This is a genomic window from Streptomyces sp. NPDC090119, from assembly GCF_044747085.1.
Lineage (GTDB): Bacteria > Actinomycetota > Actinomycetes > Streptomycetales > Streptomycetaceae > Streptomyces.
Window position 1 is genome coordinate 386,681 of the sequence record NZ_JBIVDK010000004.1, and the last position, 19,395, is coordinate 406,075.

The following is a 19,395-nucleotide window of genomic DNA, read 5'->3' on the forward strand; positions in this document are numbered from 1 at the left end:
ACGGGCGGTGGTCATCGGCGGCGCCCCTTGCGGACCGCACGGGTGGTCAGCTCCTCGTACGCCGGGGCGTCGCCCGCGCGGACGCGGTCCCAGGCGCGGGCGAACAGCTCCGGCACCGTGAGCAGGGGCATCGTCCTGCGGTGGGCGGGCACCGGGTACAGCCCCTCCTTCCAGGTCTCCAGCGGCAGCGCGGGCGACTTCAGGTCGCGCCAGCCGCACGGCAGGAAGAGGGTGCGTCCGGCACGCGGCCGCTTGGCCTCCACGACCAGTGCCGTCGCGGCCAGCTCCGCGCGGGCCTTCTTCGCGCGGGCGGGCTTCCAGCCGTTCCAACGGACGGTGTCGCGGTCCGTCGGGTCGGGCAGCGCCAGCAACTGGAGGTAGAGGCAGGCGGCGTCCTCACCGAGACCGTGCGTCCGGGCGACCTCCGCGACCAGTTCCGGCACGCTGAGGGCCGGGTTCTGCGCGTACCCCTCGAAGGTGTCCGCACCGGGCGCCACCACGGCGTCCAGCTCCGGGCCGAGGACCAGGGCCAGCGCCCGCAGCGCACTGGTGCGGGCCGCTCCGACCAGCCCCTCCAGCACGCCGAACACCGGGTCGCCCGGGCCGGACAGCCCGGCCGGACGCACCAGGACGGTCTCCGCGTCCTGGTACCACGGCCGCAGCACGAGCGCGTCGCCGATCCGGGTCAGACCTCGCGCGTCCTGTCCGCCGGTCGCGGGCAGCCCGTACGTCTTGCGCAGCTCGACGGCGGTGTGGGTGTTCCGCTCGCTCCACTGCAACCCCAGGTCGAGCATCAGCTCCGGGTCGGCCAGCCGACGGCGTACGGCGGCGAGACCGGCCGGGAGCGCGGCGCGCAGCGGGTGACCGTGGGGGAGGACGTAGGCGAGCGCGGCGAGCGTGGTGACGGCCCCCGGTACGGCATGGGCCGACGGGAGCGCCGCCGGGTCCTCCGGGACGAGTTCGCCCTCCTTGTCGAGGACGAGGCGCGTGGTGCGGCTCAGCCACGGGGTGCGGTCCGGGTTCAGCAGGTCCTCGGCGTGCGTGGCGCCCACCCCGGCCAGCTCGGCGGCCAGGTCCTCGGGTACCCGCACCAGCGAGCCGAGCCGGTCGGACCACATGCGGCCGGCCGCGCGCGTGTCCGGGCCCGACAGCCACAGGTCGGCGGGGTCCTCCGGCAGCAGCGCGCCCATGAGCGCCGTCCGCTCCGAGGAGCCGAGCGCCTCGACCTGGGCGACGCCGAAGGCGTACTGACGGGCCTTCAGTCCCGTCACCGCCAGACCCTCCGCACCCGGCTCACGCGGCAGACCGGCGAGCAGCGCGGACGCCTGCGCCGGGCCGAGCCCGCCACCCGTCGCCGCCTCCAGCTCCGCGGGGGCCTCGGGCCGCCAGGGAGCGGCGCCCTTGTCCCGTACCAGCCGCGCGACGGCGGCCAGATCCCGCGCGGAGACCACCAGGGCGTACCGGTCCTCGCGTTCGAGCGTGAAGTGGGCGACCGCGCCGAACCTCCCGCTCGGATCGTGGTCCAGGGCCAGCCAGTCGATCTGGTCGCGTCGGTGGTCGACGCTCTGCGCGCCGAGGATCACCACCGTGCGGCCGTCGCGTCGCAGCACCTGTCCGGCCCGCGCGTCGATGCCGCGTGGTTCACCGAGCACGATCGTCCGCAGCGTGCCCTCGGCCGTCAGCAGCGGTCCCTCCGCCAGTGCCTCGAACAGCAGCAGCAAGGGCTCGCGCCTGCCGTCCGACAGCACCGGGGACGCGGCCCGCAGTGCCAGCGCCCGCAGCTGGGGCAGCACCACCGGCCACCGGGTGGAGCTGTCCGGGACGGTGAACTCCTCGCCCCGCCAGCCGTCCCGGAGGGCGTTGAGACGCTTCACGTCCGGGAGCGGCCTGCCGTCGGCGGGCTTGCCCGACAGCACATGGTTCACCGCGCGTATCTGCCGGAGCGCGGTCCACTGCGGCGAGCGCCACCAGCCGTGGATGCCGCCGAACCCGGACAGCGCCTCGCGCAGGGTGCTGTCGTCGCCGTACTCGGGGCTGAAGTCGGCGAACATGCCCTCGGTCCGGGCGGTCGGCCGGGCCTCCGGCTCCTTCGGCGGCGCCGCGAACAGGGCGGCGGAGTCGGCCAGCCGCACGGCCGAGCGCACCAGTGACGCCACACCGAGCAGCAGCCGGGCATCGGTGATCCCCGGCAGCACCCGGCGTACGGCGTCCACCGTGACCTCGTCGGCGGTCCGGACCGCGGCCTTCGCCGCCTCGTCCTCACCGGCTCGGGCCAGCTCCCGCTGCCGCTCACCGAGCGCCTGGGCCACGCTGTGCATCAGCTCCGCCGCCCGCGCGTCGGTGACGGCGCGCAGGACGGCCGAACCCGCCTCGTCACGGGGGCGCAGGGCGTGCCAGAAGGGCAGCGAGGGAACCAGCCGGGTGCCCGCGGCGAACTCGCCGCCCAGGTCGTCCGGCGTGACCTGGCCGAGCCTGCCGGTGCCGTCAAGGTCGAACAGGCCGATGGAGCGCGACAGTCGGACGACGACGGGCTCCACGCCGCCGGGCAGCCGCAGCGCGCCCACCGGCACCCCGTCCTCGCCGTGGCCGGGCGCCACCGGCACCGACACCGTGCGGCCGTCCGGCGTTCCGGCGGTCCGCAGTTCCTCGGCGCCCTCGCGCCCGGTGCGCACCCAGCGGCCCAGCACGGTGCCGTCGGTGCCGAACGGGCTGTTTTCGAGGCCCGGTTGGAGCGGCAGCACTTCGCACCGGCCCGCCAGCAGCTCCGTGCCCTCGCGGACGCCCGACGCCAGCAGCGCGGGCAGCGAGGCGCGGCCGTGCGTCCCCGTGGCCGGGTCGTACTCCAGCCACACGGTCCGCTTGCCGTGCCTGCCCTGCCGCCAGTACGCGGTGCCGTCGCCCAGAACGGGCCGGGCGGCGGGCAGTTCGGTGTCGCCCGCGTGCAGGATGCGGCCTCCTGTGGCGCGGCCGCCGCCGGGCAGCGGCAGGGAGGGGACGCTCGTGTCGTTGCCGGACCACCAGGACGGGGTCCGCTCGCCGCCGAGCGGGAACACCTCGGTCGGGCGGGCCGACCAGTAGCCGTACTGCTTGCTCTTGTGCCACCAGATGACCAGCAACTCCCCGTCCACGTACCGGAACCGGGGGCGTTGCCAGCGGTCCAGGTCGTCGGGCAGCCGCAGATCGTGGTCGAGGAGCACCCGCTCCGGGCCGACCACGACCGCCTTCGCCCCCCGGGACAGGATCAGCGCGGGCCAAGCCTCCTGGACGGACAGCGAGTTGTCCGCGTTCTTGCGCTGCGGCTGGGCGTCCAGCACGTCCAGCGCCTCCTCCAGCGCGGGCCAGCCCAGCTCGTCGAGGACACCCGCGCGCAGCGTCCGGCCGAGCACCGTCCGCACCGGGTGCGCGGCGACCCGCGCCACCGCGTCCGGGCCCGTCCCCGCGGCCACCGGGCGGAAGGGCCGCAGCCGGTCGAGCGCCTCGCGGGCACCGGGCAGCCCGGCCGCGCCGGTGAACTCGGCGGCGGCCTCGTCCAGCCACTCCCGCAGCACGCCGGAGAGCACCGGGTGCGTGGCCACCGACTCCAGCACCTCACCGGCGAGGCGGCCCTCACCGACCTGGCCCACCGCCCGGTGCAGCAGCCGCCGCAGCCGGGGGTCGGCGGCCATGGCCGCCAGGTCGCGTCGGCCGGGCCGGGTGCCGGTCAGCCACGGGTGCAGCGGCATATGGACGGTCACGTCCGCGGCCGGGAGGGTCAGCGCGATGCCCTCGGCCGCGCACAGGTCGAGCAGGTCGAGATCGGCGCCCGCGTGCCAGCGGCCGGTGAACAGGTCCACCGGACGCCCGGCCGCGCGCAGCGGCGCGGCCATCCGCGCGACCAGCGCCAGCGTGGCGGGGGAACGCCCGGAGAGTGATCCGCCGTGCTTGCGGAACAGCTCCCAGCGGGTCAGCCAGTCGGCGGGGTCGACGCCGTGCTCCGTCGCGGCCGCCTCGTCGGTCAGCAGCCGGTCGGCACCGGTCTCCGCGAGCAGGGCCAGCCAGGACTCGTCGTCCTCGGCCTTCCGCCCCAGCCCGCTCGGCATGATCTCCAGCAGCCGCGCCCTGATCGCGGGCCGCTCCTCGGCGAGCGCGCGCAGCACCGGGCGGTAGGCAGTCCAGAACGACGCGGGCGCCCGGACGGCGGCCGGAGAGGCGACCAGGTCGGCGACGAGCGCACGCTCCTCGGCGTCCCGGTCCAGCCCCGCCGACCTGATCAGCCCGCGCGCGTCCTGCGGCAGCGAGGCGTACGGCGGCATCCCGGCCGCGCACCGCTCCACCGTGAGCTGGCGGAACTGCGCCCAGGCGGCCGCCGGATCGAGCCGACGGCCCAGGTCCCGCACATGCTCCTTGAGTGCCTTCACGGTCAGCGCCCCGGCGAAGGCGAACTCCAGGAACACCGCCCGCTGCCGCTCCTCGTCCACCGCGAGGGCGTGCACCCGCTCGGCCTCGCGGGCCTTGCCGAAGAACGCGGCGGCGTACGTGGTGTTCTCGTGCTGCAGGAAGACCCGCGCCGCCTGCTCGTAGAAGGTCGGCAGGAAGTGCGGCACCGCACGGCCGAGCCGGGTGCCGAGGGCCTCGAAGCCCTCCTTGGCGTTGCCGGGGCGGGACTTGGCCTGCCGGGCGAGCCGCTCCACGTCCTTGACCAGGGCGAGCGCGTGGTGGCCGTTGGCCGGGTCGTGCACCAGCGCCCACGCCGGGAAGCCCAGCGTCTCCCGGCGCACCTGCCCGCCCTCGAACGGCTCCGCCGTCCGGGCCAGCCCGAGGAACTCCAGCGCCAGGTCCTCGGCCTCGCCCAGGGTGCCGGGGACCAGCCGCACGATCGGGCGGTCGGCCAGCGCGGGGTGGGCGTAGGAGCGCACCGTCAGGCTGTCGGCGTCCTCGCGCGCGGTGCTGCCCACGGGCAGGACGGCGCCCGCCTCCAGCAGGGCGGTCAGGGTGGTCTCGTCGTACTCGGCGCTGTCCGTCATGCCGCCCGCTCCTCGTCCTCGATGTCGCGGCCGGCGTACAGCGCGGCTGCCATGCGGATGCCCTCCGACCAGGCGACCGGCCCGACCTGACCGGCACTCAGGACCCGCCCGGCGGGATCGGTCCAGGTCAGCGGGCCGGTCTCGGTCTCCTCGTAGCCGTCGTAGTCGCCGATCCAGACGCGGGCCTCGACGCCCCGGCCGTCCTCCAGGACGGAGCAGACGGCGTTGCCGCCGCGCACGCGGTAGCCGAGCTGGGTGGCGCGGCCGTGCAGGAAACGCAGCTCCTTGAACGAGCCGCCCGCGTATTCCTCCACCTCGGCCGCCTCGGCGGACAGGGTGGCCGGGCGGGTGAACACCTCGCGGAAGAGCTGCTGGGCGCGCTGCTCCACGCCCAGCTCGACGGCGAACTCCCGCAGCTCCTCGAGGTCCGCGAGCAGGACCGGATGCGGGATGTGGACCCGCTCCGGGGCGATGCGCACCGTGTCGCCGTCCAGGTCGACCAGGCCGAGCCCGCGCTCGGGGTCGGCGTCCCGCAGGAAACCGGCGACCCGGCCGTCCTCACCCGTGACCACCAGATCGCTGAGCGCGGCCCGCCAGGACGGGTCGGGCCACACCCGCGTGACGACCGCGAGCGGAACCGGCAGGGAGCGGACCATCCACCGCTCCACGGCGGCGAGCGACTCCCGCTCGTGCCGCTCCAGCCATTCGGTGAGCTGCCGCAGCCCCACGACCGCCGGATCATCGGCGATCTTCGCGGGCACCGTCTTCAGCAGCCGTCCGGCCGCGTTGCGGCACACCACTTTCCCGCCGTCGAGGGCGACCTCGTAGCCGCCCGCCGGAACCCACCCCATACGTGCCTCCCCGCACCCCGAAAGATCAAGTGACACGAACTGTAGGGGGCACCACTGACAACGCCCCCGGACGGGCCGGGGGCGCTGGTCAGGAGGTACTACGGAGCGTCAGCTCTTCTTGGCGTCCTTCTCCGCGTGCAGCCTCTTGACGCGGGCGGCCTCCTTGCGGACCTCCGCCTGGGTCGCGCGTTCCTTCTCCAGCCACTCCGGGCCCTCTTCGCGCAGGGCCTCGATCTGCTCGGTGGTCAGCGGCTCGGTGACACCGCCGCGCGCCAGACCGGCGATGGACACGCCCAGCCGGGCCGCGACCACCGGACGCGGGTGCGGGCCGTTCTGCCGCAGCTCGCGCAGCCACTCGGGCGGGTTGGTCTGCAGCTCGTTCAGCTCGGCGCGCGAGACCACACCCTCCTGGAAGGCGGCGGGGGTGGCGGGGAGGTACACACCCAGCTTCTTCGCCGCGGTGGCGGGCTTCATCGTCTGGGTGCTCTGCTGCGAACTCATGAGGTCAAGGGTATCGGCCGTGTGCGTGGGAGCCGACCACGGCCGATACCCTGGCCTGGTGACAGGCTCGGAAGAATCACCGTCGTTCCGGCTCGCGTACGTCCCCGGAGTGACGCCCGCCAAATGGGTGCGGATCTGGAACGAGCGCCTGCCCGGCACTCCGCTCACCCTCACCCAGGTCCCCGCCGCCGAGGCGGACGCCCTGCTGCGCGCCGGGGAGGCCGACGCGGGCTTCGTACGGCTGCCCGTCGACCGCGACTTCTTCAGCGCGATCCCGCTGTACACCGAGGACACCGTGGTCGTCGTCCCCAAGGACCACGTGATCACCGCGGCCGAGGAGGTCACCCTCGCCGACCTCGCCGACGAGGTGCTCTTCCACCCGCTCGACGACGTCTTCGACTGGGACGCCCCGCCCGGTGAACCCGCCTTCGAGCGGCCCGCCACCACCCCGGACGCGCTGGAACTGGTCGCGGCCAACGTCGGTCTGCTGATCGTCCCGCAGTCCCTGGCGCGCCTCTACCACCGCAAGGACCTCACCTACCGCACGGTCGTCGACGCCCCGCAGTCGCAGATCGCGCTCTCCTGGCCCGAGGAGGCCACCACCGACCAGGTGGAGGACTTCATCGGCATCGTCCGGGGCCGCACCGCCAACAGCACCCGAGGCCGCTCCGGGGCGACGCCCCCGCAGCCCAAGCAGCAGAAGAAGCGGCCCGACCAGGGCGGTGCCCGGCAGCAGAGCGGCGGCGGCAAGTCCTCCGGCCGCCCGGCGCGCGGACGCTCCGGCGGCCGTACGGGGAAGCCGCGCCGCAAGCCCTGAGCCGGGCCGCCGGACTCGGAACGGGGCCGCCCGGGAAGCGGGCCGCCCCGCCGCTGGGCCCGATGTTCACGCCTTCGAGGCCGTGCTCTCCACCGGCTCCGGCGCCGGGCCCCCGCCCATGGGCGGCTCCGGGTGCGCCTGCCGCTCCCGCAGGTCCGCGACGGCCAGCACGAGCGCGACCAGGATGATCCCCACCGCCGTGAGCAGGCCCAGTTGCAGCGCCCGGGTCGAGGTGCCGTGGTTGGCCAGATGGGCGAAGTACACCGCGCCCACGGCCGCGATCCCGGCCGCCGAGCCGATCCGCTGGGCCGTCACCAGGATGCCGCCCGCGGCACCGGCCCGCCGTACCGGCACCCGGGTGAGGGTCAGCGTGGTGTTGGGGGAGATCGTCACACCCGAGCCGACCCCCGCGAGCAGCAGCGGCAGCGCCGCCGACCACGCCGCACCGGCCCCCTGGACGAGCTGCACGGCGCCGATGACACCGACCAGGCCCACCGCCACCCCGGTCAGCCCGACGACGACCAGCTTGCGGCCGTACCGCACCACCAGCCTGCCGCCCAGCGCCGCCCCGGCCGCCGAACCGATGGCGAACGGCAGCGAGGCCATCCCGGCCGCGAGGGGGCCGTAGTCCAGGCCGTTCTGCAAGTACAGCGTGTACACGAAGAACACCGTGGTGAAGCCGCCGAAGTACACCAGGTTCAGCAGCACCCCCAGGGTGAAGGACCGCAGGGAGAACAGCTCCAGGTCGATCAGCGGATCGTGGCCGTACCGGCCCTGACGCCGCTCCCACCGCCAGAACGCCACCAGCAGCAGCGCCGCCACCGGCATCAGGGCCCACTTCAGGCGGCCCGTCCACTGCTGCTCCTGCACCAGCGGCAGCATCAGCGCCAGCACGCCCGCGCCGAGCAGCAGCACACCCACCAGGTCCGCGCCCTCACGCTTCCGCTCCGCCACCGGAGTACGGGGCAGCAGCCGCAGCGCCGCCCAGAACGCGGCCACGCCGATGGGCAGGTTGACGTAGAACACCCAGCGCCAGCCGTCCTCGACGCCGAACGCCTGGATCAGCAGGCCGCCCGCGGGCGGTCCGACCGCCGTGGAGATGCCGACCACGCTGCCCAGCATGCCGAACGCGCGGGCCCGCTCGGCGCCCTGGAACATCTGCTGGATCAGTCCCGTCGTCTGCGGCGCGACGATGCCCGAGGCCGCGCCCTGCACCAGCCGGAACACCACCAGCCAGCCGGAGCTGGGCGCCAGCCCGCACGCCACCGAGGCCACCGTGAACAGGGCGAGCCCGAACAGGAACGCGGCCCGGCGTCCGCGCACGTCGCCGAGACGGCCCGCCGGGACGAGGGCGAGGCCGAAGGTGAGCGCGTAGCCCGACACCACCCAGGACACGTCGGCCGCGTCGGCGCCGAGCCCGCGTTCCATGGAGGGCAGCGCGACGTTCACGATCGAGCTGTCGAGCAGCGTCATGAAGCCCGCCACGAGACAGACCGCGAGCGCCTGCCAGCGCCGTCGGTCGGCGGCGGCGGGCCGGGTCTGGGCTGTAGTCATGAGGTCACGCTATGCAGTGACGGTGACCCGCGCACCACGGGAGACGCGCTCCCACGCGCGTGCTCAGGGCTGGACGGCGGACCGGCCCACCGACTCGACCAGGGGCAGCAGCCGGAAAGGCACCCGCTCCCGCAGGGCCACCTCGGTACGGGTGCGCACCACGCCGGGCACGCTGATCAGCTTCTGGATCACATCCTCCAGGTGGGCGTTGTCCCGCCCCACCACCCGCGCCAGCAGGTCCCCGCCGCCGGTCGTGGAGAACGCCTCGACGATCTCCGGAACGGCCGCCAGCGCCTCCCCGACATCGTCCATGTGGCCCTGTGTGACCTCGATGTGCACGAACGCCAGCACGGGGTGGCCGAGCGCGGCGGGGGACAGGGAGGGACCCGTGCCCGTGATCACGCCGTCCCGCTCCATGCGGTCCAGCCGGGCCTGGAGGGTGCCGCGCGCGATGCCGAGGAGGCGGGCGTACTCGCGCACGCTGGTGCGCGGCTGCTCCAGCAGCAGTCGCAGGATGCGGGTGTCCAGCTCGTCCACGGCCATCGCGTACCGGCCTCCTCGTGCTCGTCGACCAGCGGTGACTGTACCAATGGCCCAGTGTCGCTCCGGGCGCCCATGCTGTGCGAGCTGGGCCGTTGGCCCGCCGACGGCCCATCATCGTTCGCTGATGCTGGCCCAATGGCTCAGTGGAATCGGAGCCTGTTGAGCCAATCGGCCCTGAGGTGCTGTCATAGGGGTGTCGATGGCGCTGCGGATTCCGCGGCGCCTTTTTCGTGCGAACGGCCACCAGGGGGCGACGAGCAGTGCTGAAGAAGGTGTTCATGGCGCCGGACCCGGGCCGGGTCCGGCTGCGCTTCGCCGCGCGGGCCGTGCTCGGCATCGGCCTCGCGGTCGTCGTGTGCGGGCTCACCGGGCAGTCCCTGCCCGGCATGGTCGCGGGCGGTCTCGCCGCGCTGCTCGCCCTGTTCACCGTCGCCGACGCCACCGTGCGCGGGCAGGCCGTCACCACCGCGCTGCTGCCCGGTACGGGGGTGCTGGTGCTGGCCGTCGCGGCCGAGCTGCACGCCTACCCGGTCGCGCGTGACCTGGCCTTCCTCGCGGTCGTCGGCGCGGGTGTGTACGCCCGCCGCTGGGGTCCGCGCGGCCACAGCCTCGGCGTGTTCGCGTTCATGATGTTCTTCGTCGGCCAGTTCCTGCACGTCACACCCGTGCAGCTGCCCGAGCTGTACGCCGCCGTCCTGCTGTCCGTGCTCAGCGCGGCCGCGGTGCGCTTCGGCCTCTGGTGCTACGAGCGTGGGCGCCCCGCACCGACGGCACCCGCCCCGCCGGGCGGAACCGGGCTCGCCCGCGTGACCACCCGGCAGGCCGTCCAGGCGGTCGCGGGCGCGGGCTTCGCCCTGGTCCTCGGACAACTGCTGTCCGGGCAGCGCTGGTACTGGGCCGTCGGCGCGACCTGGTGGGTCTTCGTCAACACCGCCTCGCGCGGGGAGACGCTGGTACGGGGGTTCCGGCGCGTCCTCGGGACGGTCCTCGGCATCGGACTCGGCTTCCTCGCGGCGCTGCCGCTGCACGGCGCCGTCGTCCCCTCGCTGGTGCTCGTCGCGGTCGCCGTCTTCGGCATCTTCTACTCGGCCGCCGTCTCCTACACCTGGATGATGCTCTGCGTGACCCTGCTGGCCGAGGTCCTCTACGGCCTGCTCGGCGTCCTCACCCCGTCGCTGCTCGCGCTGCGCGTGGCCGAGACGGCGGTCGGCGCGGCGGGCGCGATGCTCGCCGTACTGCTCGTGCTGCCCGTGACGACGCACACCACCACCGACGCCTGGATACAGCGCGCCCTGCGCTGCGTCCACGCCTGCACCGCCGAGGCCGCCGCCCGGCTCGCGGGCTCCGCCACGGCCGACCCCGCGCCGCGCGTGGCCGAGCTGGAGCAGCTGCTCGGCCGGGTCCGGCTGTCGGTCGCGCCGCTCGTACACCCGCTGAACCCGCTGCTGGGCCGCAAGGGACGTGCCCGCCGGGTGCTCGCCCTGCTCGACGACTGCGCCCGTGAGGTGCGGGGTCTGGTCGCCGTCGCCGCCGACCCCGAGGCGTCCCACGACGCCCGGCTCGCCGCCGCCTGCTGGCGGGTGGAGGCAGCGGTGGAAGCGCTCTTCGACGGGGGCGGCGACCCCTTGCACCGCCCCGCCGAAACCCCGTCGGAGCCTGCCCTGGCCCACCTCCACAGCCTGGAGCACGCCCTCGCCGACCTGGCGGAGCCTCTGCGGGCGGCCGCGGCGCCGTCGCGGCTGGTGGGGGCCTGAGGGGGGCGACTGTGCGCGGGGGGAGTCGGCGAACCGGCAGCGGCCGGTGCCCACGCGCTCACCGTACTGAGCGTTCCAACGCGTCCCGGTGGTCGGAAACCCACTGGTACGCCGTCTGGACTTGCCTCACCACCCCGGCATCCCGGAGCCGGATCATGGCGGTGTCGCCAGCGTCCGCCCGGGTCTCGATGCCCCGCCGGCACCGGTCCTGCCACCACAGGATCGTGGACACGAGGCGTTGCCGGTCAGACAACTCGTAGCCGTCGACGATCAGTCTCATGCGCCGGGCCACCTCCTCGACGTCGGTGACCGCGGGGCCGAGATCGAGGTACTGCCAGCAGACGTGAGCGATGTCGTGGACACGCGCGCCCGGTGCGGCGAGATCCCAGTCGATGAACGCCGCCGGCCGAAGCTCGCCACGGTGCGGCTGGTAGACGGTGTTCTTGGGTGACAGGTCGTTGTGACACACGACCTCCTGGTCTCCGGCGAGCGGGGTGCCTGCCGTCAGGTCGTGGAACTCGCGCACGAGGCGGGCGACCGCCAGCAAACTCTCGTCGGACGACACGGCAGCGGGTCGGCGCGACTCCCAAGCCACGTGGCCGTCGAGGAAGCTGAGGACTTCTCGGCCCTCGTCGTCCATGCCGAGATACCGGGGAGCACCACTCCAGCCACTGGATTCGAGCAGCCTCAGCAGATCACTCACGAATTCCGTGCGAGCCGATGCCGGACGGCGCACCGTGTCTCCGACACGGACGACCGCGGTCACGAAACCGCCGGGCAAGGACGACTCGGGCATCCACCCACCTTGCCTGATCGCTGCCTCCAGGTGGGGCAAGCGGGACGTCGTCCGGGCAGCGCGAAGGGCCCGCTCCGGTGGTGCCGGGGCGGGCCCTACGCGTGTGGCTCAGAACGCCGGGGCGCCCTGGGGCTGCTGGGCGATGCCCAGGGAGGCCGTGTACTTGGCGAGGGCCAGCTTGCCGATCGCCGGGTAGGCGCCGAGGGCCTCGGAGGTGGCACAGCCGATCTCCTCGGCGGCGGCCGTCAGCAGCGCCGTGTCGATCTCCGGACCGATGAGGTACGGGGCGAGCGCGAGCTGTTGCGAGCCCGAGGCGCGGAGCTGCTCGGCGATGGAGGCGATCGAGCCGTCCTGGTCCAGCGCCGCGGCCATCACCGGCACGGCCAGTCGCGCGGCGAGCAGCATGCCGGTGATCCCGGCGGCCTGCACGGCCTCCTCGCCGCCCACGGACGCCAGGATGATGCCGTCGGCCGCGGTCGCCACCGTGAACAGGCGGGCGCGGTCGGCACGGGCGAGGCCCGCCTCCGACAGCCGCACGTGCAGACCCTCGGCGAGCAGCGGGTGCGGGCCGAGGACGTCGGTCAGCTCGGCGGCGACCCGGCTGTCCATCACGGCCTGGCGGGTCTGCCGCAGCAGGGCGTTGTCGGGACCGGCGAGCAGCGGCACGACCACGGCCACCGGCCCGTCCGGCGCCTTGGCGTCGGAACCGGCGGCGACGGCCTGCTCGTGGCGGGCCGTGCGCTCCTCGGCGGCACGCGCCAGGACGGCGCTCAGGGTCGGGAATTCGTCGTCGTCCCCGTCCAGGTAACCGATCCGCGCGTCGAGGCCGGGCAGCTCGGAGCGGGCGATGCTCACGACCTCCTCGGCGAGGCTGCGCGTGGCGGCGCTGGGCGCACCGGGCACCGCGAGGACGAACGCGGGCGCGTCCTCGGGAGCCACCAGCGGCTCCGGACGGCGGTGCCGTCCGGGCTGGCGGGGTCGCGGCATTCGTACTGGCAGGCCGGACTCGGGTCCAGTGGGGGAGCTCATGGCGCCGCATGTTACTGGTTTCCGGAGCTGCCCTGTTCGGGGAGGGTGCGGGTGAGCGGTATCCGTCCGGTTTTGTCGGATGAGTTGCGGAGATGGGGCGGCTGATCCGTTCCCGTATCGGGTAGTTGAGGGTCTTGTGAGACCCATTTCCCCTTATGTCGCTCTCTTCCGTGCGCCGGTCACGCAGAGCAGGCGCGGGTCCTCGGGCCAGACGGCGTCCCCCGCAGCCAGCGCCGACGCGAGCCGGGCGCAGCCGTGCAGCGGATCGCCCTGGGCCGAAGTGGGTCGGGCGTGCGGCAGCTGTCGCGCCAACTCCTCTTGCAGGAAGGAGAGGAGGGGCTCGCCCAGCTTCAACAGGCCGCCTGTGCACGCCACTTCCGGCGCCCCGGATGCCGGGCACACGGCGGTGACGGCCTCGGCCATGTGTTGGGCGGCCGTGCGCAGGATGCCGGTGGACACGGGGTCGCGCGGAGCGCAGGCGGCGACCTCGGGAGCGAAGGAGGCGAGTACGGCGGCACGGTCGGGCCGGGGATAGACCAGGCCGGGCAGCTCCGGTGGTGGTCCGAACCGCTCCCGTGCGCGTTCCAGCAGCGGCGCTGAGCCGCCCGCGCGGCCGTCGTACGCGCGCAGTGCCGCCTCCAGACCGGCTCGCCCGATCCAGGCCCCGCCGCCGCAGTCGCCCAGCAGATGGCCCCAGCCGTCTGCCCGCCGCCAGCCGGTCAGGTCCGTGCCGATGGCGATCAGGCCGGTGCCCGCCGCGAGCACGGCACCCGGACGCGGGCCGAGGGCGCCGATGTACGCCGTGACCGCGTCGGCGGCGAGCCCCACGGTTCGCACGCCCAGCGTCCCGGCGAGCGCGTCCGGCAGTTCGGCGCGCAGGGCCGCGCCCAGTGTGGCGAACCCGGCGGCGCCGATCACGGCCGTGGTCAGCTCGTCCACCCCCGCCTCCGCCGCGAGGGCCCGCGCCAACGGGAGGACGAGGTCCAGCAGATGGGCCGGGTCGATGCCACGCTCCCCGGTCCGCACCGGGTGCCCGACCTTGCCCTCGGCGGGCGGCGCCCCGTCGAACGCCCCCACGGCCACCCGCAGGCCGGAGCCCCCGGAGTCGACCGCGAGGAAACCTGGGAACGCCGGGCGGACCGTGCCGCCCTCCGAAGACTCCCTGCCCGCTGGGAACAACGGATCTCCCTCTCCTCGCCGGAGCGCGCGTACGACGGAGGCAGGGTAGCGGGGCCGGGGGTGTGCGCGTGGGTCGATCCACAGCCGTTCGGGTGATGTCGGTGGGGGCCAGTAGAGTGACTTGACGTGGCACGACGACCGTTGAACGAACTTGTAGAGGCCGGCTGGGCGAAGGCCCTGGACCCGGTGGCCGACCGCATCACGGCCATGGGGGACTTCCTCCGTACCGAGGTGGCGGAGGGCCGCACCTACCTCCCGTCCGGGGCGAACGTCCTGCGGGCCTTCCAGCAGCCCTTCGACGATGTGCGGGTCCTGATCGTGGGTCAGGACCCCTATCCGACACCGGGCATGGCGATCGGGCTGAGCTTCGCGGTGGCGCCGGAGGTCCGGTCGCTGCCGGGCAGCCTGGAGAACATCTACCGGGAGCTGAACACCGATCTGGGTCTGTCCCGGCCCTCCAACGGTGATCTGACCCCGTGGACCTCCCAGGGCGTCCTGCTGCTGAACCGGGCCCTCACCACGGCGCCGCGCAAGCCCGGTGCCCATCGCGGCAAGGGCTGGGAGGAGGTCACCGAACAGGCCATCCGCGCGCTCGCGGCACGCGGCAAGCCGCTGGTGTCCATCCTGTGGGGCCGCGACGCCCGCAACCTCCGGCCCCTGCTCGGGGACTACCCGGCGATCGAGTCCGCGCACCCGTCGCCCATGTCGGCGGACCGCGGCTTCTTCGGCTCCCGCCCGTTCAGCCGGGCCAACGAGCTGCTGACCGGCCAGGGCGCCGAGCCGGTGGACTGGCGCCTGCCGTAGCCCGCCGGAAGCGACGGCGGCCGGGCCCGGAGGACGGACCTCGGCCCGCCCGGAGCGACCTGCGCGCCCGCCTGCGCCGAGTGCGCCGGGCGCCCCCTCGGCCGACCGTCGCCGCCCGGAGATGCCGACCGGGGGCCTGGCGGACCGGCCCCGGCCCGCCCGGAGCGACGTGCGCGCCCGCCCCCCCCCGCCGAGTGCCGTGGGCGGCCCCTCAGCCGACCACCGCCGCCCGCACGCACAGCACGTCCGGCAGGTGGGAGGCGAGCTGTCGCCAGGTGTCCCCGTCGTCGGCGGAGGCGAACACCTCGCCGTTGCGGTTGCCGAAGTAGACGCCCGCCGGGTCCGCGTCGTCGGTGCACAGGGCGTCGCGCAGCACGGTGCCGTAGTGGTCCTCCTGGGGCAGGCCCGCCGAGAGCGGCTCCCAGCTCTTCCCGGCGTCGGGCGTACGGAACACCCGGCAGCGGTGGTCGGCGGGCACCCGGTCGATGTCGGCGTTGATGGGGAAGACGTACGCCGTGCCGCCCCGGTGCGGATGCGCGGCGACCGCGAAGCCGAAGGTCGAGGGGAGGCCCTCGCCGATGTCGGTCCAGTGCGCGCCCGCATTGTCGCTGCGGTACACGCCCCAGTGGTTCTGGAGATACAGGCGGTCCGGGTCGTCCGCGTCCCTGGCGACCTTGTGCACGCACTGGCCGAACTCCGGGTCCGGATCGGGCAGGAAGACGGCGGCCACCCCGGAATTCGACGGAGCCCAGCTCGCACCGCCGTCCTCCGTGCGGAACACCCCTGCCGTGGACACCGCCACCGTCACCGCGCGCGGATCGCGGGCGTCGGTCAGCACCGTGTGCAGCCCCTCCCCGCCACCGCCCGGCACCCACTGGGAGCGGGTCGGATGCTCCCACAGCGGACGCACCAGCTCGAAGCTCTCCCCGCGGTCCTCGGAGCGGTACAGCGCAGCCGGTTCGGTGCCCGCGTACACCACGTCCGGCTCGGCGGCGGCCGGGTGCAGCTGCCAGACCCGCTCCAGCGAGGCGCCCGTGTCCTTGGGGAACTTCACGGCCGGCCGCGCGGGCTCGGACCAGGTGCGACCCAGGTCGTCGGAGTGGAACACCGAGGGACCCCAGTGCGCGCTGTCACCGCTGGCGAGCAGCCGAGGCGTGTCGCCGCGGGTGTCGATCGCGACCGCGTAGACGGCCTGGGCGTTGAACCGGGGGCCGTCGTCGAACTCCCAGCCGTCACCGCGCCGCCTGCCGATGAACAGGCCCTTTCGGGTACCCACGGCGAGCAGTACCTCGGTCATGACGACCACCTCCGGGAAATGCCGCGTTCTCCTGTTTCGCCCAGTCTGCACCCCGCCACTGACAGTGACCCTGAGCAACAGGCCGCGGGCGTCCGTATCGGAAGGCGGTCCGGTCGGTCGGCGCGCTCGTGAGGAGGACGGCCCTTGAAGGCGTTCCGTGGTCCGCGTGTGTGGCTGTGGCGGTGGCGGCGCGGTCCGCTGCGGCGCCGCGCCGACGTGGTGGAGGGATGGGTGCTGCTGGGCGTCTGGCTGCTGACCCTGGTGGCCGGGATCGCGGCCGGACTCACGGCCGCGCGGTCGGTCGAGCACGGCCTCGCCCACGAGCGCGCCACCTGGCATCCGATGGTCGCCTACGTCGTCGGGCACGCCCCCGGCCGGTCCGGGACCCAAGGCTCCAGCCGTGAACGGGTCTGGACGGAGGTCCGCTGGACCGCGGGCGACGGGACGCCCCGCACCGGCCAGGTCCGGGTCGCGCCGGGCACGGCGAGCGGGGCGCCGGTCGCCATCTGGACCGACGGGCGCGGACGCCTCGCCGGTCGGCCCGCCACCGCCACCGAGGCCGCCGTCCGCGCCGCCTTCGTCGGCACCCTGTGCGGCGCGGGCGCCGCCGCCGTGCCCTTCGCCGGGGGCCGCTTCCTGCTCGCCCTGCTGGAACGCCGCCGCCTGGCCCTCTGGGACACCGAGTGGGCCCGGCTGGGCCCGCAGTGGGGCCGTACGACGGGGTGACGTGTTGTCCGGCTAGGCGGGCAGCGCCCGGTCGAGGATCGTGTCCAGGTTCGTGCCCGCGGGCAGCGTGCCGAAGGCGTGGCCCCAGTCGCCGCCCAGCCGGGTCGCGCAGAACGCGTCGGCCACCTCGGGCGGGGCGTGGCGGACGAGGAGGGACGCCTGGAGGGCCAGCGCCATCCGCTCGACCACCCGGCGCGCGCTCAGCTGGTCCGCCTCGGCCAGCTCCCGCTTCAGCGAGACCACGGTCGCGTCCAGGCGGGCGTCGGCCCCGCGCGCGAGGGCGAGTTCCCCGAACAGCGACTCCGCGCTCCCCGGCTCCCGGCCCAGCGCGCGCAGGACATCGAGGGCGTTGACGTTGCCCGAGCCCTCCCAGATGGACAGCAGCGGCGCCTCCCGGTAGTGCCGGGGCATGCCGGAGTCCTCGACGTACCCGTTGCCGCCCAGGCACTCCAGCGCCTCCGCGGTGAACGCCGGGCCCCGCTTGGTCACCCAGTACTTGCCCACGGCCGTGGCGATCCGGCGGAACGCCCGCTCCTCCTCGTCCCCGCGCACCGCCCGGTCCGCCGCCCCCGCGAGCCGCAGGGTGAGCGTCGTCGCCGCCTCCGACTCCAGCGCCAGGTCCGCGAGGACGTTGCGCATCAGCGGCTGGTCGAACAGGCGGGCGCCGAACGCGCTGCGGTGGCGGGCATGGTGGCCCGCCTCGACCAGCGTCTTGCGCATCAGGGTCGCCGAGGACATCACACAGTCCAGCCGGGTGCAGTTGACCATCTCGATGATGGTCTTCACCCCGCGCCCCTCCGGCCCGACCAGCCAGGCCACCGTGCGGTCGAACTCCGGCTCGGAGGACGCGTTGGAGCGGTTGCCGAGCTTGTCCTTCAGGCGCTGGATGCGGAAGGTGTTGCGGCTGCCGTCCGGCAGCACCCGCGGCACCAGGAAGCAGGAGAGCCCGCCCGGCGCCTGCGCCAGCACCAGGAAAACGTCGCACATCGGCGCCGACGTGAACCACTTGTGCCCGCGCAGCGTGTACACGCCGGGCTCGTCCGTCGGCGTGGCCACGGTGGTGTTGGTGCGGACGTCGGAGCCGCCCTGCTTCTCGGTCATGCCCATCCCGGCGAGCAGACCCCGCTTCTCGGTGGGCACGCGCAGCTCCGGGTCGTACTCCCGGCTGGTGAGCAGTGGTTCGTACACCTTCGCCAGGTCCGGCTGGGCGCGCAGGGCTGGGACGGCGGCGTACGTCATCGAGGTCGGGCAGCCGTGTCCGGCCTCGGTGTGCCCCCAGACCAGGCCGCCCGCCGTACGGGCCACGTGCGCGCCGGGCCGGTCGTCCGCCCACGGGGTGCCGGCCAGGCCCTCGGCGACGGCGGTGCGCATCAGGTGGTGCCAGCTGGGGTGGAAGTCGACCTCGTCGACCCGGTTGCCGTAGCGGTCGTGGGTCCGCAGCTCCGGCTCGTGCCGGTTGGCCAGCTCGCCCCACTCCTGCGCCTCGGCGCCGCCCGCGCGCAGCCCCAGCGCCCGGACACCGTCCTCGGCCCACCCGGCGCCCTCCCGGCGCAGCCCCTCCAGCAGGGCGGCGTCGGCGGACGCGTCGTAGGGAGCCAGCGGCGGGGGCTGGTTGGTGACGTCGTGGGTGGCGTGCGGCGGCGACTGCTCGGGCATCGGGACCATACCGCCATGTTGCACTCTCCGTACGGTTGTAGCAATGACGCAACACCGATCGGCGCACGTACAGTACGTGCCCATGCGCATCAACCCGTCGGCCGAGCCGGTGACCAGGCCGTTGTCCGCGCGGTCGGTCGTGCTGAGCCTGCTGCTCGGGGCGCATCCGCCCCGGCTGCCGGTGCGGGAACTGGTGCGGCTGGTCGAACCGTTCGGCGTCGGAGGCTCCACCCTGCGGGCCGCGCTCAGCCGCATGGTGGCCGCGGGCGACCTCCGCCGCACCGACGCCGTGTACGGGCTCAGCGACCGCCTGCTGGCCCGGCAGCGCCGCCAGGACGAGGCCGTACGGCCGCACGCGCGCGCGTGGGACGGCGACTGGGAGATGGTCGTGATCACGGCGACCGGACGCGGCCCCGCCGAGCGCGCCGACCTCCGGGCCCGGCTGACCGCGCTGCGCCTGGCCGAACTCCGCGAAGGCGTCTGGCTGCGCCCCGCCAACCTCGCCCGACCACTGCCCGGCGAACTGGCCGAGGTGGCCCTGACCTGTACCGCCCGCCCCGACGAGCCCGCCGCCGAACTGGTGGCCCGGCTGTGGCCGCTGGACACCTGGGCGGTACAGGCGCGTGCCCTCCTTGCCCGGGCCACCGATGCTCGCCATCCCGCCGACCGCCTCACCGCCTACGCGGCCGTCGTACGCCAGCTGCTCACCGACCCGGTCCTCCCTGATCCCCTGCTCCCCGCCGACTGGCCCGGCGAGGCACTCCGGACGGCCTACGCCGGATATCAGCGGGAGCTGGCCACCTCCTAGGAACGGTCCGGCCGAGTGGCGAGGGTCCGGTGCTTGGCGTCTCCTGGGAGTGGAGGGGGTAACCAGCGTGCGCGTGC

At 74.6% G+C, this 19,395-nt stretch carries 15 protein-coding genes; 5 read left to right on the forward strand and 10 right to left on the reverse strand.

Features of this window, described 5'->3' with window-relative positions; genetic code table 11:
• Positions 1 to 11 precede the first annotated feature (11 nt).
• From ACIPPM_RS19530 to ACIPPM_RS19540, 3 genes are all read right to left on the reverse strand, one after another.
• Positions 12 to 5,003 carry a hypothetical protein gene (locus tag ACIPPM_RS19530; RefSeq protein WP_401449222.1) on the reverse strand — a complete coding sequence of 1,664 codons (4,992 nt, stop codon included), beginning with the start codon at positions 5,001 to 5,003 and terminating at the stop codon, positions 12 to 14.
• The gene (locus ACIPPM_RS19535; protein ID WP_401449225.1) at positions 5,000 to 5,854 is read right to left on the reverse strand and encodes a DUF4132 domain-containing protein; all 855 of its coding nucleotides are present in this window, start codon (positions 5,852 to 5,854) and stop codon (positions 5,000 to 5,002) included. Before ACIPPM_RS19535 ends, ACIPPM_RS19530 begins: the two co-directional genes overlap by 4 nt.
• Before the next feature lie 108 nt (positions 5,855 to 5,962).
• Positions 5,963 to 6,355, reverse strand: coding sequence for a DUF5997 family protein (locus ACIPPM_RS19540; RefSeq protein WP_401449227.1), 393 nt, complete (start codon positions 6,353 to 6,355; stop codon positions 5,963 to 5,965).
• A gap of 58 nt (positions 6,356 to 6,413) precedes the next feature.
• On the opposite strand from ACIPPM_RS19540, the gene ACIPPM_RS19545 reads away from it, so the two are divergent.
• The gene (locus ACIPPM_RS19545) at positions 6,414 to 7,172 is read left to right on the forward strand and encodes a LysR family substrate-binding domain-containing protein (protein WP_401449229.1); all 759 of its coding nucleotides are present in this window, start codon (positions 6,414 to 6,416) and stop codon (positions 7,170 to 7,172) included.
• 66 nt (positions 7,173 to 7,238) lie between these two features.
• Here ACIPPM_RS19545 and ACIPPM_RS19550 read toward each other — a convergent pair whose 3' ends face one another.
• Positions 7,239 to 8,726, reverse strand: coding sequence for an MFS transporter (locus ACIPPM_RS19550; protein WP_401449231.1), 1,488 nt, complete (start codon positions 8,724 to 8,726; stop codon positions 7,239 to 7,241).
• 63 nt (positions 8,727 to 8,789) lie between these two features.
• Positions 8,790 to 9,269: an Lrp/AsnC family transcriptional regulator gene (locus ACIPPM_RS19555; protein ID WP_401449233.1), complete on the reverse strand. Its 480-nt coding sequence runs from the start codon at positions 9,267 to 9,269 to the stop codon at positions 8,790 to 8,792.
• Between the two features lie 260 nt (positions 9,270 to 9,529).
• On the opposite strand from ACIPPM_RS19555, the gene ACIPPM_RS19560 reads away from it, so the two are divergent.
• The gene (locus ACIPPM_RS19560) at positions 9,530 to 11,023 is read left to right on the forward strand and encodes an FUSC family protein (RefSeq protein ID WP_401449235.1); all 1,494 of its coding nucleotides are present in this window, start codon (positions 9,530 to 9,532) and stop codon (positions 11,021 to 11,023) included.
• Between the two features lie 58 nt (positions 11,024 to 11,081).
• On the opposite strand, the gene ACIPPM_RS19565 is transcribed toward ACIPPM_RS19560, so the two are convergent.
• From ACIPPM_RS19565 to ACIPPM_RS19575, 3 genes are all read right to left on the reverse strand, one after another.
• Positions 11,082 to 11,819, reverse strand: coding sequence for a phosphotransferase (locus ACIPPM_RS19565; protein WP_401449238.1), 738 nt, complete (start codon positions 11,817 to 11,819; stop codon positions 11,082 to 11,084).
• A 108-nt stretch (positions 11,820 to 11,927) separates the two neighbouring features.
• A complete protein-coding gene (locus ACIPPM_RS19570) occupies positions 11,928 to 12,848 on the reverse strand; it encodes a sirohydrochlorin chelatase (protein ID WP_388998727.1) in 921 nt (306 codons plus the stop codon).
• Between the two features lie 153 nt (positions 12,849 to 13,001).
• The gene (locus tag ACIPPM_RS19575; protein ID WP_401449242.1) at positions 13,002 to 14,027 is read right to left on the reverse strand and encodes an N-acetylglucosamine kinase; all 1,026 of its coding nucleotides are present in this window, start codon (positions 14,025 to 14,027) and stop codon (positions 13,002 to 13,004) included.
• Positions 14,028 to 14,153: 126 nt separating this feature from the next.
• On the opposite strand from ACIPPM_RS19575, the gene ACIPPM_RS19580 reads away from it, so the two are divergent.
• Positions 14,154 to 14,831 (forward strand): uracil-DNA glycosylase, encoded by a 678-nt coding sequence (locus ACIPPM_RS19580; RefSeq protein WP_401449244.1) that lies wholly within the window; start codon positions 14,154 to 14,156, stop codon positions 14,829 to 14,831.
• A gap of 211 nt (positions 14,832 to 15,042) precedes the next feature.
• Here the strand turns inward: ACIPPM_RS19580 and ACIPPM_RS19585 are convergent, their stop codons facing one another.
• Positions 15,043 to 16,128, reverse strand: a complete 1,086-nt coding sequence (locus ACIPPM_RS19585) for a WD40/YVTN/BNR-like repeat-containing protein (protein ID WP_401449246.1) — start codon at positions 16,126 to 16,128, stop codon at positions 15,043 to 15,045.
• A gap of 144 nt (positions 16,129 to 16,272) precedes the next feature.
• Between ACIPPM_RS19585 and ACIPPM_RS19590 the strand changes: the two genes are divergently transcribed.
• Positions 16,273 to 16,854: a hypothetical protein gene (locus tag ACIPPM_RS19590; protein WP_401449248.1), complete on the forward strand. Its 582-nt coding sequence runs from the start codon at positions 16,273 to 16,275 to the stop codon at positions 16,852 to 16,854.
• Positions 16,855 to 16,866: 12 nt separating this feature from the next.
• On the opposite strand, the gene ACIPPM_RS19595 is transcribed toward ACIPPM_RS19590, so the two are convergent.
• Positions 16,867 to 18,519, reverse strand: coding sequence for a DNA alkylation response protein (locus ACIPPM_RS19595; protein ID WP_401449251.1), 1,653 nt, complete (start codon positions 18,517 to 18,519; stop codon positions 16,867 to 16,869).
• Positions 18,520 to 18,592: 73 nt separating this feature from the next.
• Between ACIPPM_RS19595 and ACIPPM_RS19600 the strand changes: the two genes are divergently transcribed.
• Positions 18,593 to 19,318 carry a PaaX family transcriptional regulator C-terminal domain-containing protein gene (locus ACIPPM_RS19600; RefSeq protein WP_401449253.1) on the forward strand — a complete coding sequence of 242 codons (726 nt, stop codon included), beginning with the start codon at positions 18,593 to 18,595 and terminating at the stop codon, positions 19,316 to 19,318.
• The last annotated feature ends 77 nt before the right edge of the window (positions 19,319 to 19,395 follow it).

What these genes read in the sequence shown, in the direction of transcription:
- ACIPPM_RS19570 (WP_388998727.1), bottom strand. Translation starts at nt 12,848, where the DNA reads ATGAGCTCCCCCACTGGACCCGAGTCCGGCCTGCCAGTACGAATGCCG.
- ACIPPM_RS19565 (WP_401449238.1), bottom strand. Translation starts at nt 11,819, where the DNA reads ATGCCCGAGTCGTCCTTGCCCGGCGGTTTCGTGACCGCGGTCGTCCGT.
- ACIPPM_RS19530 (WP_401449222.1), bottom strand. Translation starts at nt 5,003, where the DNA reads ATGACGGACAGCGCCGAGTACGACGAGACCACCCTGACCGCCCTGCTG.
- ACIPPM_RS19550 (WP_401449231.1), bottom strand. Translation starts at nt 8,726, where the DNA reads ATGACTACAGCCCAGACCCGGCCCGCCGCCGCCGACCGACGGCGCTGG.
- ACIPPM_RS19555 (WP_401449233.1), bottom strand. Translation starts at nt 9,269, where the DNA reads ATGGCCGTGGACGAGCTGGACACCCGCATCCTGCGACTGCTGCTGGAG.
- ACIPPM_RS19540 (WP_401449227.1), bottom strand. Translation starts at nt 6,355, where the DNA reads ATGAGTTCGCAGCAGAGCACCCAGACGATGAAGCCCGCCACCGCGGCG.
- ACIPPM_RS19600 (WP_401449253.1), top strand. Translation starts at nt 18,593, where the DNA reads ATGCGCATCAACCCGTCGGCCGAGCCGGTGACCAGGCCGTTGTCCGCG.
- ACIPPM_RS19585 (WP_401449246.1), bottom strand. Translation starts at nt 16,128, where the DNA reads ATGACCGAGGTACTGCTCGCCGTGGGTACCCGAAAGGGCCTGTTCATC.
- ACIPPM_RS19595 (WP_401449251.1), bottom strand. Translation starts at nt 18,519, where the DNA reads ATGGTCCCGATGCCCGAGCAGTCGCCGCCGCACGCCACCCACGACGTC.
- ACIPPM_RS19535 (WP_401449225.1), bottom strand. Translation starts at nt 5,854, where the DNA reads ATGGGGTGGGTTCCGGCGGGCGGCTACGAGGTCGCCCTCGACGGCGGG.